General features: G+C 64.7%; 15 protein-coding genes. 1 reads left to right on the forward strand and 14 read right to left on the reverse strand.

Annotated elements, in window-relative coordinates; genetic code table 11:
- Positions 1-31 precede the first annotated feature (31 nt).
- From lpxB to lpxA, 3 genes are read right to left on the reverse strand one after another with little or no spacing between them, the layout of a single operon-like run.
- The gene (gene lpxB / locus AC1DW2_RS41655; RefSeq protein WP_477008992.1) at positions 32-1225 is read right to left on the reverse strand and encodes a lipid-A-disaccharide synthase; all 1194 of its coding nucleotides are present in this window, start codon (positions 1223-1225) and stop codon (positions 32-34) included.
- Positions 1222-2079 carry an LpxI family protein gene (locus AC1DW2_RS41660; RefSeq protein WP_085404739.1) on the reverse strand — a complete coding sequence of 286 codons (858 nt, stop codon included), beginning with the start codon at positions 2077-2079 and terminating at the stop codon, positions 1222-1224. Before AC1DW2_RS41660 ends, lpxB begins: the two co-directional genes overlap by 4 nt.
- Positions 2080-2098: 19 nt before the next feature.
- Positions 2099-2893 (reverse strand): acyl-ACP--UDP-N-acetylglucosamine O-acyltransferase, encoded by a 795-nt coding sequence (lpxA, locus tag AC1DW2_RS41665; protein ID WP_477008993.1) that lies wholly within the window; start codon positions 2891-2893, stop codon positions 2099-2101.
- 277 nt (positions 2894-3170) lie between these two features.
- Between lpxA and AC1DW2_RS41670 the strand changes: the two genes are divergently transcribed.
- Positions 3171-3494 carry a KTSC domain-containing protein gene (locus AC1DW2_RS41670; protein ID WP_071917422.1) on the forward strand — a complete coding sequence of 108 codons (324 nt, stop codon included), beginning with the start codon at positions 3171-3173 and terminating at the stop codon, positions 3492-3494.
- 24 nt (positions 3495-3518) lie between these two features.
- Here AC1DW2_RS41670 and fabZ read toward each other — a convergent pair whose 3' ends face one another.
- From fabZ to AC1DW2_RS41725, 11 genes are all read right to left on the reverse strand, one after another.
- Positions 3519-3980: a 3-hydroxyacyl-ACP dehydratase FabZ gene (gene fabZ / locus AC1DW2_RS41675; RefSeq protein ID WP_028151691.1), complete on the reverse strand. Its 462-nt coding sequence runs from the start codon at positions 3978-3980 to the stop codon at positions 3519-3521.
- A complete protein-coding gene (gene lpxD, locus AC1DW2_RS41680; protein WP_477008994.1) occupies positions 3977-5044 on the reverse strand; it encodes a UDP-3-O-(3-hydroxymyristoyl)glucosamine N-acyltransferase in 1068 nt (355 codons plus the stop codon). The genes fabZ and lpxD overlap by 4 nt, the downstream gene beginning before the upstream one ends.
- Positions 5045-5172: 128 nt before the next feature.
- Positions 5173-7731 (reverse strand): outer membrane protein assembly factor BamA, encoded by a 2559-nt coding sequence (gene bamA / locus AC1DW2_RS41685; protein WP_477008995.1) that lies wholly within the window; start codon positions 7729-7731, stop codon positions 5173-5175.
- Between the two features lie 174 nt (positions 7732-7905).
- Entirely contained in the window at positions 7906-9057 is a 1152-nt protein-coding gene (rseP, locus tag AC1DW2_RS41690) for an RIP metalloprotease RseP (RefSeq protein ID WP_028151694.1), read from the reverse strand.
- Positions 9058-9101: 44 nt separating this feature from the next.
- Positions 9102-10325: a 1-deoxy-D-xylulose-5-phosphate reductoisomerase gene (dxr, locus tag AC1DW2_RS41695; RefSeq protein ID WP_477008996.1), complete on the reverse strand. Its 1224-nt coding sequence runs from the start codon at positions 10323-10325 to the stop codon at positions 9102-9104.
- Between the two features lie 4 nt (positions 10326-10329).
- On the reverse strand, positions 10330-11172 hold the full coding sequence (locus tag AC1DW2_RS41700) for a phosphatidate cytidylyltransferase (RefSeq protein ID WP_477008997.1): 843 nt from the start codon (positions 11170-11172) through the stop codon (positions 10330-10332).
- Positions 11169-11927 carry an isoprenyl transferase gene (locus tag AC1DW2_RS41705; RefSeq protein ID WP_354096071.1) on the reverse strand — a complete coding sequence of 253 codons (759 nt, stop codon included), beginning with the start codon at positions 11925-11927 and terminating at the stop codon, positions 11169-11171. The genes AC1DW2_RS41700 and AC1DW2_RS41705 overlap by 4 nt, the downstream gene beginning before the upstream one ends.
- 10 nt (positions 11928-11937) lie before the next feature.
- Positions 11938-12501 carry a ribosome recycling factor gene (gene frr, locus AC1DW2_RS41710; RefSeq protein ID WP_014494937.1) on the reverse strand — a complete coding sequence of 188 codons (564 nt, stop codon included), beginning with the start codon at positions 12499-12501 and terminating at the stop codon, positions 11938-11940.
- A gap of 63 nt (positions 12502-12564) precedes the next feature.
- Positions 12565-13281, reverse strand: a complete 717-nt coding sequence (pyrH, locus tag AC1DW2_RS41715) for a UMP kinase (protein ID WP_028151698.1) — start codon at positions 13279-13281, stop codon at positions 12565-12567.
- A 60-nt stretch (positions 13282-13341) separates the two neighbouring features.
- Positions 13342-14265 (reverse strand): translation elongation factor Ts, encoded by a 924-nt coding sequence (tsf, locus tag AC1DW2_RS41720; RefSeq protein ID WP_477008998.1) that lies wholly within the window; start codon positions 14263-14265, stop codon positions 13342-13344.
- A gap of 134 nt (positions 14266-14399) precedes the next feature.
- The gene (locus AC1DW2_RS41725) at positions 14400-15395 is read right to left on the reverse strand and encodes a 30S ribosomal protein S2 (protein WP_028151700.1); all 996 of its coding nucleotides are present in this window, start codon (positions 15393-15395) and stop codon (positions 14400-14402) included.
- Positions 15396-15705 lie beyond the last annotated feature (310 nt).

The raw sequence follows: 15705 nt of genomic DNA on the forward strand, positions 1-15705 counted from the left end.
GAAGTGGTGGGCACGCTTCGCTTTGCCCACCCTACGAAGCCGTCTGTTGCCGCCGCCCCTTGCGCATCGTCGCGAGCACGATGTCGGCGGCGAGCACGCTCGGCGACTTGTTGCCGGTAGACATGATGGTGTCGAGCCGGGCAAACGCTTCGACCTGCCGCTTGCGCAGCGGCGTGTCCGTGAGCAGCTCCGACAGTGCCGGCGCCAGCTTCTCCGGTACGCAGTCCTCCTGCAAGAACTCCGGAACGACATCCTCGCCGATCACGAGATTGGCGAGGATTACCGAGGAGACGCGGATCGCGCGGCGCAGGATGAAGGCTTCGATCGCGCCGACGCGATAGGCCGTCACCATCGGAATGCCGGACAGCGCAAGTTCCAGCGTCACAGTGCCGGATTTGGCCAGCGCCGCGCGCGCGGTTCGGAACGCGGCGCGCCTCTCGGTTTCGCCGACCACGATTTGCGGCTTGACCGGCCAGCTCGCGATGCCTTCGCGGATGGTGGCTTCGAGATGCGGCATGGTTGGCAGCTTCAGTTCGAAGGCACGGCCTTCGGCCTGGAGCCGTCCGAGCGTCGCGCCAAACACGTCGAGATGGTGCCTGATTTCGCTGCGGCGGCTGCCGGGCAGCACCAGCAGAACCGGCGGCTCGGCATCGCGGCGCCGCTGCTCCTCCGCATTTGGCCGCAGCGACGGCAATTGCTCGATCAGGGGATGGCCGACATAGCTGCAGGGCGGTCCGCCCAGCTTGCGGTATTCCTCCGGCTCGAACGGCAGCAGGCCGAGCACGTGATCGACATAGCGGCGCATGGTGCGCGCCCGCCCGGGTCGCCAGGCCCAGAGCTGCGGCGCCACGTAGTCGACAATCGGGATCTCCGGCGTCTTCGCGCGCACGCGGCGGGCGACGCGATGGGTGAAATCGGGACTGTCGATGATGACGAGCGCGTCGGGTGCGGCCGCAGTCACGGCATCCGCGGTCTGGCGGATCAGCCGCAAAATCTTCGGCAACTGCTGGACGACCCCGGCGAAGCCGACGATCGACAGCTCCTCGATCGGAAACAGCGTTTCGAGCCCCTCACGCGCCATGGTCCGGCCGCCGACGCCCACAAACTGCACGCCGTCGCCGAGCCGCTGGCGCAACACTTTCATCAAGGCGCTGCCGAGCCGGTCGCCGGATTCCTCCGTCGCGATCAGGAAGATCTTCCGCTTGGGATCGCGGCTCTGCATCATGCCGTCAGGCCGATGACGAAGAGATATTTGGCGTCGGCGAGCGAGATCATCGCCTGCGGCTCGGCGGCGATGGTGTTGCCGGCGACGACGGCGATGCCGGCCAGTCCAGCGCGGGCGACGCCCTCGAGGGTACGCGGGCCGATCGTCGGCAGGTCGAAGCGCAAATCCTGCCCGCTCTTCGGCACCTTCACCAGCACCCCGCGTCCTGTCGCAGCGCGGATGCGACCTTCCTCGCGCAGGCGTGCCACGCGCGAGAGCAGCGCGTCGGTGCCCTCGATATCCTCGATCGCCACTACATGGCCGTCGATCACGACCGCGGCCTGGCCGATGTCGAACGGGCCGAGCGCGGTCAGCACCGCGCGGCCGCGCTCGATGTCGGCCTTGCTGTTGTCGTTCGGCCAGGCGCGGCTGATGCAGCCCTCGGGCATCAGCAGATCCGGCGCAACATCCTTGATGCCGACCATGCGAAAGCCGCCCTGCTCGAGAATGCGCCCGACCCCGGACAATAGATGATCGTCGCCGCCGCGGAAGGCACGGATGACGTTGCCGAGCAGGCGCAGTGTCGTGACGTCGAACCTTATTTCGGACAGCGCGGGCCGCACCAATGTGCCGATGAAGATCAGATCGCGGCAGCCCTCCTCGCGGAACAGCCGCATGGCGCGGCCGAGCTGGCCGACCGAGATCCAGCGATGGCGGAATTGCTCCACCCGCGTCGGATCGCAGGCACCGCGCAGCGGGAACAGCACCGGCGTGATGCCGCGCGCGGCAAGCGAATCGGCGACTGCGAACGGCATGGCGCCGCCGCCGGCGACGACGCCGACCGGCGACGAAATCTCCGAAGCCGCCGATGTCATGCCCGCGGCCATCCCGAAATCACTTCTCGATGGCGGGAAGACAGATCGGGCGATGCTTGCGCTTGCCGATGAAGTCGAGGATCTCGGCAATCGCGGGGTCTTCGCCCGCGAGCGGCTGGGCCGCCGCGAGCCGCTCGGCGAACGTGCCGGGGCCGTGGAAGAGTTTTTGGTAGAACGATTGCACGGTCGCGCGCCGCTGCTTGGTGAACTGCCGCCGCTTCATCCCGATGRGATTGAGGCCTTCCAGCGCCGCATACTGGCCGTTGGCGAGGCCGAACGGAATGATGTCGTCGCGCACGCCCGAGAGGCCGCCGACCATCACCTGCGGGCCGATGCGCGTGAGTTGATGCACCGCCGACAGGCCGCCGATATAGACGAAATCGCCGATCTCGCAGTGGCCGCCGAGCGTCGCCGAGGTCGCGAAGATCACGCTGTTGCCGACCATGCAGTCATGGCCGACATGGCTGTTGTTCATGAAGTAGCCACCGTTGCCGACGCGTGTCAGCCCGCCGCCCTTGATGGTGCCGACATTCATCGTCGCACCTTCGCGGATGGTGCAGCCGGAACCGACCTCCAGCCTGGTCGGCTCGCCCTTGTAGCTGAGATCCTGGGGCGCCCCGCCCAGCACCGCGAAGGGCGAGATCACGCAGCCGTCGCCGATCGAGGTGTGGCCGATGACCGTGACTTGTCCGATCAGCTTGCAGTTCGCGCCGATGACGGCATTCGGACCGATGATGCAGAAGGGTCCGATCTCGGTACCCTCGCCGATCACGGCGCCGTCCTCGATCCGTGCGGTGGGATCAATCTTACTCATCAAGCAATCTGACTCATCAAGAAGGTCTGATTATGTGTTGAAGTCGCTCAGTTTTCCGGTGGTTAGCGCGACTATGCCCGATCTGTCCAGTGACGTATCATCTCGGCCTGTTTCAGGCACCGGATGAGCCTGCCGTCCTAAAGCACGATGAGATTGGGATGAATCGTCGTCGCGCTTCAGGCTATTGTTTGAGCATGATCCTTTAGGAAAACCGCTGCAGACTTTTCCGGATCATGCTCTAGCTCGTCAACGCCTTCATGTGGAGCTTGAAGTCATCGTGGTCAGAGCCCTGGCAGTTCTGCTCGCACAGCTCGCGGCCGCCCCGATCGTCTCCGAGACGGTCGAGACCGGCGAACGCCGCTTCGTCGACCTCGGGACGTTCGAGTGCCGCGACATCACCCGCAGCACGGTGCTTCAGCGGGTCTGCTACGACCGCGCGCGGCGGGACCTCATCGTCGCGATCGACGGCCAATATGACCGCTATTGCGGGGTCGCGGCCGAGACGGTCGACAGCCTGCTCGGCGCGCCGTCGATGGGCCAGTTCTTCAACCGGAATATCAGGCGCGAGACGGCCGGCAGCCGTTACGGCTGCCGCGCATAATCCATTTCCGCTGGCTTGAGCCGCTCAGTCCGTGAGCATGGCGCCGACATCGGCTTCGGCAACGATCTGTCCGTTGACCTTGGCGTCGCCGTGAAACCACCACATCGCCTTGCGGCGGCCGATCGAACGCATGTGATATTCGATGGTGTCGCCGGGCAGCACCGGCTTGCGGAACTTGCATTTGTCGATGGTGAGGAAATACACCGCGCGCGGCTTCTCGGTGCCCTCGACCGAGGTGATGCCGATCACGCCCGCGGTCTGCGCCATCGCTTCGATCATCATCACGCCGGGATAGACCGGGCGCTCCGGGAAATGTCCCTGGAAGGCCGGCTCGTTGAAGGTGACGTTCTTGATGCCAATGCCGCTGTAATCGGCGCGGATATTGATCACCCGGTCGATCAGCAGCATCGGGAAACGGTGCGGCAGAGTCCGGAGGATCGCGTTGATATCCACCAGCTCGAATTTGATCGGTGATTCCTCCGTCATTCCCGTCCCTCGTTCTTCGGATCGGCCCTGCTGTCGCGTACCAGGCGCTCCACCGCGATAATTTCCTTGAACCACTGCTTGGTCGGCTTGGCGAAAAAGCCGCCCCAGCGCCCGTTCGGCGGGATGTCGTCCTTGACGCCGCTCATCGCGGTGACCTGAGCCCCATCGCCGATCTTGAGGTGGTTGTTGATGCCAACCTTCGCTCCCAGCGCCACGTTGTCGCCGATCGTCAGGCTGCCTGCGAGCCCGATCTGGGCCGCCAGCAGGCAGTTCCGACCGATGGTCACATTGTGGCCGATCTGGACCTGGTTGTCGATTTTGGTGCCCTCCCCGATCACGGTGTCGCGCAGGGAGCCGCGATCGATGGTGGTGCCGGCGCCGACTTCCACATTGTTCTGGATCAGCACGCGGCCGGTCTGGGGCACCTTGAGATGGCCCTCGGGGCCGAAGAAGATGAAGCCATAGCCGTCCTGGCCGATCGAGCAGCCGGGATGGATCAGCACGTTGTTGCCGATCAACGCGCACTGGATGGCCGTGCGGGCGCCGACATTGCAGTCCCGGCCGATCTTGACGCCGGGACCGATGACCACGCCGGCGCCGATCACGGTGCCGCTGCCGATCTCGACGTCAGGGCCGATGACGGTCAGGGGATCGACGATGACGTCGTCCTCCAGCCGGGCCGAGGGATCGATGATGGCCGACGGGGCGATGCCGTCATTACCGACCCAGGACTGCGGGCGCAGCGCATCGCCGTGCCATTCCCGGGCGAGCCCGACAAAGGCGCGGAACGGCTGCGCCACCCGCAGCACGGCCACATGCGCGGGCACCTGGGCCTCGAAGCGCGGACTCACCAGGCAAGCCCCGGCCTTGGTCGCCTTGAGCTCGTCGGCATATTTGAGGTTGTCGAAGAACGCCAGATGCATCGGGCCGGCTTCGTCGAGCGAAGCAAGACCGGTAATGACGTGCCCCCCCCTGGCAGGGTCGACGAGCTGCGCCTTGGTCAGCGCGGCAATGTCAGCCAGCGGTGAGGCCGGCGGCTTTTTGAAGAAGGTCGGCTGCGCCATTCCACCCCATCGCGGTCCGGCTTCGGCATGAAGCGGTCAGGCCGCATCATGCCTTATCTCACGGATTGAGCACGATCTTTTTGGAAACCGGCCCCAACAAGGGGCCGGCTCATGCCCTACTGATCGAATTAGAACGAGGTGCCGCCGCCGAACCTGAACTGCTGCACGCGATCGAACTGGCCCTTGGTGAGCGGCACGGCGTAGTCGAACCGCAGCGGACCGAACGGCGACTGCCAGATCAGGCCAATACCAACCGACGAACGGACGACGTTGCCGTTGTCGTACACCAAGCCGGTACAGGTTCCAGCGGTGGACGGGTTGATGGTCGACGGCGTACAGTTCGAGTTCCTGGTCGTGGTCATTTCGTTGGTCAGCGACCACGTCGTCGGGCCCTGATAGTCGAAGAGGCCGCCGGCGTCGGCGTAGACCGCGCCCTTCAGACCCACTTCCTTCGGCAGGAACCAGAACGGCATCTGCAATTCGAACGAAGCGCCCCAATATTTGGTACCGCCAAGCGCGTCTTGCGTGCCAAAGGGATTCAAATCGCGCGGACCGATGCCGTTCGGAGCAAAGCCGCGGACCAAGTTCGGGCCCATCTGGAACTGATCCAGCATGCGGATATCGTTGTTGCCGACCTTGTTTAACATGCCGCCCTGAAGGTGAACGAGGCCGACGATGTCGGACACCAGCGGAGCGTAGTACTTCGCATCGACGACGGACTTCAGGTAGGTGACGTCGCCGCCCACGCCGGCGAAATCCTGACGGAAGTCGACGAGCAGACCGTCGGTGGGGTTCTTGTTGTTGTCCAGCGTGTTGTAGGTCAGCGTGTAGCCGAGCGCCGAGGTCAGGGTCCTGCCGCCGGCAAGCTCCTTGCGGACCGGCAGCGAGGCTTCGCCGTCGGAGTAGCAGCCGAGACCGCCGGTCGCTCCGAAGTTAAAGCCGCTGGTCGCGATATCTGCGGCGCCTTGCGGCGTGTTGGCGAACGCAGGCGACGGGTTAAAGGCCGGCCCGAGGTTGTTATTACAGTTCGCCAGGTAGGATGGCAGCGTGATTTCCTGCTGGTAGATCGAGTAGCGCAGCTGGAGCGACAGATCTTCACGCAGGCTGAAGCCGAGGCGCGGGCTGAAGCCCAGCGTCTTCGTACCGTAGGAGATATAGCTGTTGGAGAGCTGCTGACGCTGATAGAGGTCGAGACCGAGCGCGACGCGGTAGTCGAGCAGATACGGCTCGACGAACGACAGCGAATAGCCGCGCGCATACTGGCCGTAGGTCACCGACGCCTTGGCGAACAGGCCGCGGCCGAGCAAATTGCGCTCGGAGATCGAGACTTCGGCGAGCGCGCCGTCGGTCGTGGAGTAGCCGCCCGAGACCGAGAAGTCGCCGGTCGATTTCTCTTCGAGATCGACGATCAGGACCACGCGGTCGCTGGAGGAGCCCGGCTCCGTCGTGATCTTCACGCTCTTGAAGTAGTCGAGGTTCTTCAGGCGGCGCTCGGCACGGTCGACCAGCGCGCGGTTGTAGGCATCGCCCTCGGAGATGTCGAACTCGCGGCGGATCACGTAGTCGCGCGTGCGGGTGTTGCCGCGGACGTTGATGCGCTCGATATAGGTGCGCGGGCCCTCGTCGATGTTGAACACGACGGCGACGGTGTGCGCCTCGAAATTACGGTCGCCGCCGGGACGGACCACGGCGAAGGCATAGCCGCGCCGCGACGCCTCGATCTGCATTTCCTCGACCGATTTCTCGACCGATTCGACGTTGTAGAGCGCGCCCACATTGACGCGCGAATAGTTGCGCATCGTGGTCGGATCGAAGTTCGGAATGGAGGAGCGGAAGTCGACGGTGCCGACGCGGTACTGCGAGCCTTCCTCGATCTTGAAGGTGACGTTGAAGCCCTTCTTCTCCGGATCGTATTCGGTGAGCGCGGCGACCACCTGGACGTCGGCGAAACCGTTCTTGAGATAGAAACGGCGAATCAGGTCACGGTCGGCCTCGACGCGATCGGGATCGTAGAGGTCGTTGCTGGCGAGGAAGCTCAGCAGGTTCGATTCGTGCGTCTTGATGACGTCGCGCAGGCGGTAGGACGAGAACGCGTTATTGCCGACGAACTCGATCGACTTGACGCCGGTCTTGGCGCCCTCCTCGACCGTGAAGATCAGGTCGACGCGGTTGTTCGGCTGCTCGATGATCTCGGGCGTGACGCGGACGTCATAGCGACCCGAGCGGCGGTAGATTTCGGCGATTCGCAGGGTGTCGGACTGCACCATGGCGCGGGAGAAGGTGCCGCGCGCCTTGGACTGGACTTCAGCGGTGAGCTGCTCGTCCTTGACCTTCTTATTACCTTCGAACGCGATGCGGCCGATCACCGGGTTTTCCACCACGGAGACGATGATCTGGCCACCGGAACCGCGATTGATTCGCACGTCCTGGAACAGGCCGGTCTCGATCAGGGCCTTCAGGCCGTCATCGATGGCGCCCTGATCCAGGCGGCCACCCGGGCCCGGCTTGAAATAGGAGCGGATCGTCTCCACCTCGACACGGCGATTTCCTTCGACGGAAATCGACTGGACGGTCTGAGCAAGCGCAGACGAAGACACAAAACCAGCCCCAACCGGGGCAAGCACCGGCGCGCCGAACAAGATCAGGGATGCGAGCAAGCCCCCCCGGAGTCGCAGTCCAAACTTCATTGCGCAACGCGCCCTTATCAGTACCAGACCCAACCCCAACGCCGGTCCGGGAGATTCCCCAAGTTCGAAGCCGCTTGTAGCCAATTTCCCCGATGTCGCAAACGGCCGCTGACACCGTAATTTCAATTTCATTCCAAGACGTTGCTCATGAGCAACGCCACAAAAAAGCCCGTATCAGGAAGCTGCCATCCGCAAGATGTCGTTATAGGTGGCAAACACCATCAGCATCAGCACCAAACCGAGCCCGATTCGGAACCCCATCTCCTGAGTCCGCTCGGACAGGGGTCGGCCCCGGACCACCTCCGCCGCGTAGAACATCAGGTGACCGCCATCGAGCAGCGGGATCGGGAACAGGTTCAACAGCCCGATCGACACCGACAGCACCGCGCACAGATTGATCACGAACTGGAACCCGGCGCTGGCCGCCTGCCCCGACATCTTGGCGATGCCGAGCACGCCGCTGACCTCGTTGGGATTGCCTTGTCCGACGAACAGCGAGCCAAGGAACTTGAAGGTGCTGGTGATGATGAACCAGACCTGCTCGACCCCGATCTTGAGCGCTTCGCCGACGCCGACCGGCGTGGTCGAGGCCTCGCCGGCCTGGGACTTGTGCTCGACGCCGAGCACGCCGAGGCGGTGGCTGTTGCCGAACGGATCCTTGCGCTCAAGCAGCGCCGGCGTCGCGGTCAGGGAGACGATGGCGCCGTCCCGCTTGACCTGGAAGGCAAGCGCCGAACCCGCATTCATCGCAACGATTCGCTGCATGTCGGCAAAGCTCTCGATCGGCTTGCCGTCGATCTGCACGACGACGTCGCCGATCTTGAAGCCGGCAGTGGCCGCAGCGCCGTCGGCGACGACGCCGTCGACGCGGGCGATCGTGCTCGGCTTGCCGTAATAGAGCGCCATGGCGGCGAAGATCAGTGCGCCCAGGATGAAATTGGCGATCGGTCCGGCCGCAACGATGGCGGCGCGCGGGCCGACCTTCTTGTGATGGAAGCTGCCGGCGCGCTCCTCGGCCGTCATGGCCGCGAGCGTCTCGGCCGACGGGGTCGAAGCCTCGCTCTCGTCGCCGAAGAACTTGACGTAGCCGCCGAGCGGGATCGCCGAGATCTTCCAGCGGGTTCCATGGCGGTCGTTGAAACCGACCAGCTCCGGTCCGAAACCGAGCGAGAAGGTCAGCACCCGAACGCCCGCCCAGCGCGCGACCAGGAAATGGCCGAGTTCATGGAAGAACACGACGATCGTCAGGACGAACAGGAAGGGAACCGCGTAGCCGAGGAGCCCATGGCTCAACGTATTGAAACTATGGACGAAAAAGTCGATCATCGAATTCCCTCATCCAGCGCCGCAAGGCCCTGGCCCCGTGCCATCTAGGATGCCTTTAAGGCAATTTGAGGCAATAGGGCGGCAGCTCTATTTCGCGCAACATGGTCAACAGAGATTGCATCGTCGGCGGACGTCAGGGGAGCCTGGTTCCCGCCGCGAATCCAGTCGTCCAACGTCGCCTCGACCAGCCGCGCGATCGCGCCGAACCGGATCTTGCCGGCGATGAACGCGGCGACCGCAACCTCGTTGGCGGCGTTGTAGACGGTGGTCGCCCCCTTCCCGGTCCGGAGCGAATCGAAGGCCAGCCGAAGCCCAGGGAAGCGCTCGAAGTCCGGCGCCTCGAAGGTCAGCTGGCCGATCTTGGCCAGATCGAGCTTGGCCGCCGGCCCCTTGATGCGATCGGGCCAGCCGAGGCAGTGCGCGATCGGCGTGCGCATGTCGGGAGAACCGAGCTGGGCCACCACCGAACGGTCGGAGAACTCGACCATGCCGTGGATGATCGACTGCGGATGCACGAGGACGTCGATCTCGTCGGCCGAGAGCGCGAACAGATAGGATGCCTCGATCACCTCAAGGCCCTTATTCATCATCGAGGCGGAATCGATCGTGATCTTCTGGCCCATGCTCCAGTTCGGATGCTTCAGGGCCTGCTCGAGGGTCGCCTGCTCGATGTCGGCGGGCTTCCAGGTCCGGAACGGCCCACCCGAGGCGGTGATGATGACGCGGACGAGTTCGTCGCGGTTGCCTGAGCCGAGCGCCTGGAACAGCGCATTGTGCTCGGAATCGGCCGGCAGGATGCAGGCGCCCGCTTTCGCCGCGCGCTGCATGAAGAAATCGCCGGCGCAGACGAGACATTCCTTGTTGGCGAGCGCGACATGCGCGCCGCGATCGACGGCGGCCAGGGCCGGCTTCAGTCCGGCGGCGCCGCTCACGGCAGCCATGACCCAATCGGCCGGACGCGCGCCGGCTTCGATCACCGCGCTTTCGCCCGCGCCGCATTCCGTGCTCGTTCCCGCGAGCGCAGCCTTGAGCTCGGCGAACTTGGATGTGTCGGCGATCGCGACGTAGCGCGCGGAAAACTCCTTGGCGAGCTTGGCCAGCGCCTCGACATTGCCGTTCGCCGTCAAGGCTTCGACGCGATAACGCTCGGGAGAGGCGCGCAGCAGATCCATCGTGCTGTCGCCGATCGAGCCGGTGGCGCCGAGAACCGTGACACTGCGGACGGTCGACGCCGCAGCCTTGTTGTTACGCAATGGGACCGCGCTCATATCCTCACCAAACCATAAGACCGCTTCCGGCGCTATGCACACCATGGCGGAGAAAGCCGATAATCCATGCCATCAGGATGGCGGCAACAAAACCGTCCAGACGGTCCAGTAGCCCGCCATGGCCGGGAATCAAGTGACTGGAATCCTTGACGCCGAAGCGCCGCTTCACAGCGGATTCGAACAGATCGCCCGCCTGCGATACCACCGACAGGATGGCGCTGACGAGCAGCAGTGGAACCGCCTTTCCGATCCCGCACGCCGCAAAACCGGCCGCAACCAAAAGGCTCGCCGCAAAGCCGCCGAGCGCCCCGGACCAGGTCTTCTTCGGGCTCACGCGCGGCCATAGTTTCGGTCCGCCAATGCTGCGTCCGGCGAAATAGCCGCCGATATCGGTTGCCCACACCACGAGCAGCACGAACATCAGCGCGGCGAAGCCGTTGACGAGATCCTGCCGCACCAGGATCGAGGCCAGCAGCGCCGCCGATGCGTAGGCGAAGCCGGTGGCAGCCCAGATGAACTTGCCCCGCGCGACCAGCGTCACGATCGCGCCGCCGATGAGGCCGGTGATGATCGCGGTCTTGAGCGCGCCGAAGGCGACGCAAGCCCCCATCATGGCAATGACGATGGTCCCTGCCCCGGTCAGTGCGGCAGACCCCGCGCCCACCACCATCAGCCATTCCGCAAACAGCCCGATCGACACGAGCGTGACGAGAAGCGCCCACAGCCAGCCGCCGGCATAAGCGAGTGCAATAGCGAGCGGCGCCAGCACCAGCGCTGCGAGGACTCGCATTACGAGATTGCTCGGGGCAGGCTTCTCGCCCGCCGATGCGGCGTCGGGTTCGCTCACGAGGCGTTTTTCGCGACCAGACCGCCGAAACGGCGCTCGCGTCTGGCGAATTCGGCGATCGCGCCTTCCAGCGCCGCCTTGTCGAAATCGGGCCAGTGGATCGGCACGAAGACCAGCTCGCTGTAGGCGGCCTGCCACATCAGGAAGTTGGACAGCCGCTGCTCGCCGCTGGTGCGGATGATGAGATCGGGATCGGGGATGTCGGGCGCATCGAGATGAGCCCCGATCGTCTCGGCGTCGATCGTTTCAGGGGCGCGCTTGCCGTCTGCGACTTCCCGCGCGAGCTTCTGCGCGGCTTTCGCGATTTCCTGCCGCGAACCGTAATTGAAGGCGACGACCAGCGTCAGGCGCGTGTTGTCGCGCGTCAGCTCCTCGGCCTCGTTGAGGAGTGCGCAGATGTCGCTATCGAGTCCGTCGCGCTCGCCGATGATGCGGACCTTGACGCCATCGCGGTGCAGGCTCGCGAGATCGTTGCGGATGAAGCGACGCAGGAGACCAAACAGATCGCCGATCTCGCTCGCCGGGCGCGACCAGTTCTCCGAAGAGAAGGAGAAGATGGTGAGATAGCGGATGCCGAGCTCGTGCGAGGCACGCACCACCCGGCGCAACGCCTCGACGCCGCGGCGATGCCCTTCGGCCCGCGGCAGGCCGCGCGCGGCGGCCCAACGCCCGTTGCCATCCATGATGATGGCGACATGCGCAGGCGCGTCGGACCGGTCGGGTCCTTCGGTTACTGGCGCGGCGGCGTTGGACATGAGGGCAGCCTTAGACGGTGAGGATTTCTTTTTCCTTGGCAGCCAGCAACTGGTCGATCTCGGAGATGGTGCCGTCGGTCGCCTTCTGCACCTCGTCGGCGTGACGCTTCTGATCGTCTTCCGACATCTCGTGATTCTTCTCGAGCTTCTTGAGGACGTCGAGGCCGTCGCGGCGGACGTGACGCGCGGCGACCTTGGCCGCTTCCGCGTATTTGTGCGCGACCTTGACGAGCTCCTTGCGACGCTCCTCGTTGAGCTCGGGGATGCGAAGGCGCAGCACCTGGCCTTCGGTCGCGGGCGACAGGCCGAGATTGGAATCGACGATCGCCTTCTCGACCGGCTTGACCATCGACTTGTCCCAGACCTGCACCGAGATCAGCCGCGGCTCCGGCACGCTGACGGTGGCAAGCTGGTTGAGCGGCATGTGGCTGCCGTAAGCCTCGACCTGCACCGGGTCGAGCATCGAGGCCGACGCGCGCCCCGTGCGCAGGCCGCCAAGCTCGTGCTTGAGGGCCTGGACGGCGCCCTGCATGCGACGCTTCACTTCGTTGAGGTCGAAATTACCCGTGGCCATCACGTTTCTCCTTCAAAATCCCGGCGACCCACTCCGCGCCCTTCAGGCGCGACCGACGAGCCGTCAGCCGGCGACGACGGTTCCGTGGCCGCCGCCACGCAGCACAGCGCCGATCGAACCCGGCTCCGCGATCGAGAATACGATGATAGGCAGCAACGTCTCGCGGGCAAGCGCGAAGGCGGTCGCATCCATCACCTTGTAGCCGCCCTCGATCGCCTGCGAATGCGTCAGCCGGTCGAATCGCGTGGCGGTCGGATCCTTTTTGGGGTCGGCCGAGTAGACGCCGTCGACATTGGTTGCCTTCAGCACAGCCTCGGCTCCGATCTCGGCGGCCCGCAGCACCGCGGTCGTATCGGTGGTGAAGAACGGATTGCCGGTTCCGCCCCCGAGCAGCACGATCCGGCCCTCGGCGAGGTATTTGTGCGCCGCGGTGCGGGTGAACAGCTCGGAAATCTCGGGCATGACGAAGGCCGACAGCGTACGTGCCGGCGTGCCCTTGCGCTCGATCGTCGCCTCCAGCGCGAGGCAGTTCATCATGGTGGCGAGCATGCCCATGGTGTCGCCGGTGGTGCGCGACACCCCTTGCGAGGACACTTCGACGCCGCGCACGATGTTGCCGCCGCCGATCACCACCGCAACTTCGGTACCGAGCTGGCGGGCGGCGATCAGATCGTCCGCAACCCGGTCGAGGGTCGGCTGATCGATGCCAAAACCCTGCTGCCCCGCGAGATACTCGCCGGACAGCTTGATCACGACGCGACGATAGACCGGATCAGTCATGAGCACTTTCCCCGTCCGGGCGCCGCTTCCGGCGGCAAGCCGGAAGGAACGTACCGGCGCTTACTTCTTGCCGCTGGCCGCTGCGACCTCGGCCGCGAAGTCGCTTTCCTGCTTCTCGATTCCCTCACCGAGAGCATAGCGCACAAAGCCCGCGATCTTCACCGCGCCGCCGACCTTGCCTTCGGCTTCCTTCACCGCCTGCGCCACTGACTTGCCGGTGTCGTGGATGAAGGCCTGCTCGAGCAGGCAGACTTCCTTGTAGTAGGTCTTGAGGCCGGACTCGACGATCTTCTCGATCACGTTCTCGGGCTTGCCCTGCTGGCGATATTTGTCGGCGAGCACGTCCTTCTCACGCTTCACGACCGCCGGATCGAGGCCGGACGGCTCGAGCGCGAGCGGGTTCGTGGCCGCGACATGCATCGCGATCTGGCGACCGAGGGCTGCGAGCTCATCGGCCTTGCCGGGCGATTCGAGCGCGACGATCACACCCATCTTGCCGGCGCCTTCGACGACGGCGCCGTGGACGTAGCTCGACACGACGCCCTGCGTCACTTCGAGCGAAGCTGCGCGGCGCAGCGTCATGTTCTCGCCGATGGTGGCGATCGCGTCGTTGATCGCGGCTTCGATCGTGACGTCACCGACCTTGGCGGTCTTGATCTTCTCGACATCGGCGCCGACGTCGAATGCGACCTGCGCGACCATCTTGACGAGGCCCTGGAACTGACCGTTGCGCGCGACGAAGTCGGTCTCGGAGTTGACCTCGACCACGACGCCCTTGGTGCCCTTGGTGAGCGCGCCGATCAGGCCTTCCGCGGCGACGCGGCCGGACTTCTTGGCGGCCTTCGACAGGCCCTTCTTGCGCAGCCAGTCCTGCGCCGCTTCCATGTTGCCGTCGTTTTCGGTGAGCGCGGCCTTGCAGTCCATCATGCCTGCGCCGGTAGACTCGCGCAGATCCTTGACCATCGCAGCTGTGATCGTTGCCATCGTTGAAAATCCTTCTTGCCTGCCGGTTTGCCGCGGCGTGGCATCAAACAGCCCCGCCGCGGTCCATCTCAGGAATTCGCGTCAACTGAAATGGTGGCCGGACTTATATCCGGCCAACCCATCGCTCTTTTTGACTATTCCGCTTCCGCGGTCAGCGCCTTGGCCTTGGCCACCCAGGCATCGGCACGGCTCGGCAGACCGACTTCTTCGCCGATCTTGTGCGCGGTGTCGTGATCGAGCTCGGCGAGCTGCCAGAAGTGGAAGATGCCGAGGTCGTTGAACTTCTTCTCGATCGCGCCCGACACGCCCGGGAGCTTCTTGAGGTCGTCGGCGGTGCCGCGCGGACCGGCAAGGCCCTGGAAGCCGCTCGAGGAAGCGGCCGGCAGCTCTTCGGCAACCGGACGAGCCGAGGCGCCGATGTCGATGCCCGAATCGCCCTGGGCGCGCGAGATGCCGTCGATCGCCGCACGTGCGATCAGGTCGCAATACAGCGCGATCGCGCGGCCGGCGTCGTCATTGCCCGGGACCACATAGGTGATGCCCTTGGGATCCGAATTGGTGTCGACGATCGCGGCGACCGGGATGTTGAGCCGCTGGGCTTCCTGGATCGCGATGTCTTCCTTGTTGGTGTCGATCACGAAGATCAGGTCGGGCAGACCGCCCATGTCCTTGATGCCGCCGAGCGAGCGATCGAGCTTGTCGCGCTCGCGCTGAAGCGTCAGACGCTCCTTCTTGGTGTAGGAGCTGGCGTCGCCGCCGGACAGCACGTCATCGAGATGACGCAGGCGCTTGATCGAGGCCGAGATCGTCTTCCAGTTGGTCAGCGTGCCGCCGAGCCAGCGCGAATTGACGAAATACTGCGCGCAGCGCTTGGCAGCGTCCGCGACGCCGTCCTGCGCCTGGCGCTTGGTGCCGACGAACAGGATGCGGCCGCCCTTGGCGACGGTGTCGCTGACCGCCTGCAAGGCGGTGTGCAGCAACGGTACGGTCTGCGCGAGGTCGACGATGTGGATGTTGTTGCGGGCGCCGAAAATGAACGGTGCCATTTTCGGATTCCAGCGGTGAGACTGGTGACCAAAGTGCACGCCAGCTTCGAGGAGCTGACGCATGGTGAAATCGGGTAGCGCCATAGTTTCAATTCTCCGGTTGGTTCCTCCGGAAACGTGTGAGCAAAACGGAGCGTTCTCGCCCCGGTTGCCACCGGACGGCCTTGTGAGCCATGTTTCCGTGTGAGATGGGGCGCTATATAGCGCCATTTCGGCCAGAAGCAAGGAAATAAGGGCCTTTCGGGGGCTGTTTTCGCCTCCCGAAGGCCCTCTTCCGTAAAGACCACGCCAGCCCGTAAAGACCTAGCACTTGGGCTGGTTCGGCGGGCACTTTTTCGCCGCCGGCGCCGCTGGGTGCGGCGGAGGTGCCGCTGGACGCGGCGGGGGCGCGACG

This window comes from Bradyrhizobium sp. P3_C3, assembly GCF_056402655.1.

Excerpts from the sequence above, each read along its gene's own strand:
- lpxB (WP_477008992.1), bottom strand. The coding sequence starts at position 1,225 with ATGATGCAGAGCCGCGATCCCAAGCGGAAGATCTTCCTGATCGCGACG.
- AC1DW2_RS41660 (WP_085404739.1), bottom strand. The coding sequence starts at position 2,079 with ATGACATCGGCGGCTTCGGAGATTTCGTCGCCGGTCGGCGTCGTCGCC.
- fabZ (WP_028151691.1), bottom strand. The coding sequence starts at position 3,980 with ATGACGGAGGAATCACCGATCAAATTCGAGCTGGTGGATATCAACGCG.
- lpxD (WP_477008994.1), bottom strand. The coding sequence starts at position 5,044 with ATGGCGCAGCCGACCTTCTTCAAAAAGCCGCCGGCCTCACCGCTGGCT.
- bamA (WP_477008995.1), bottom strand. The coding sequence starts at position 7,731 with ATGAAGTTTGGACTGCGACTCCGGGGGGGCTTGCTCGCATCCCTGATC.
- rseP (WP_028151694.1), bottom strand. The coding sequence starts at position 9,057 with ATGATCGACTTTTTCGTCCATAGTTTCAATACGTTGAGCCATGGGCTC.
- dxr (WP_477008996.1), bottom strand. The coding sequence starts at position 10,325 with ATGAGCGCGGTCCCATTGCGTAACAACAAGGCTGCGGCGTCGACCGTC.
- AC1DW2_RS41705 (WP_354096071.1), bottom strand. The coding sequence starts at position 11,927 with ATGTCCAACGCCGCCGCGCCAGTAACCGAAGGACCCGACCGGTCCGAC.
- frr (WP_014494937.1), bottom strand. The coding sequence starts at position 12,501 with ATGGCCACGGGTAATTTCGACCTCAACGAAGTGAAGCGTCGCATGCAG.
- pyrH (WP_028151698.1), bottom strand. The coding sequence starts at position 13,281 with ATGACTGATCCGGTCTATCGTCGCGTCGTGATCAAGCTGTCCGGCGAG.
- tsf (WP_477008998.1), bottom strand. The coding sequence starts at position 14,265 with ATGGCAACGATCACAGCTGCGATGGTCAAGGATCTGCGCGAGTCTACC.
- AC1DW2_RS41725 (WP_028151700.1), bottom strand. The coding sequence starts at position 15,395 with ATGGCGCTACCCGATTTCACCATGCGTCAGCTCCTCGAAGCTGGCGTG.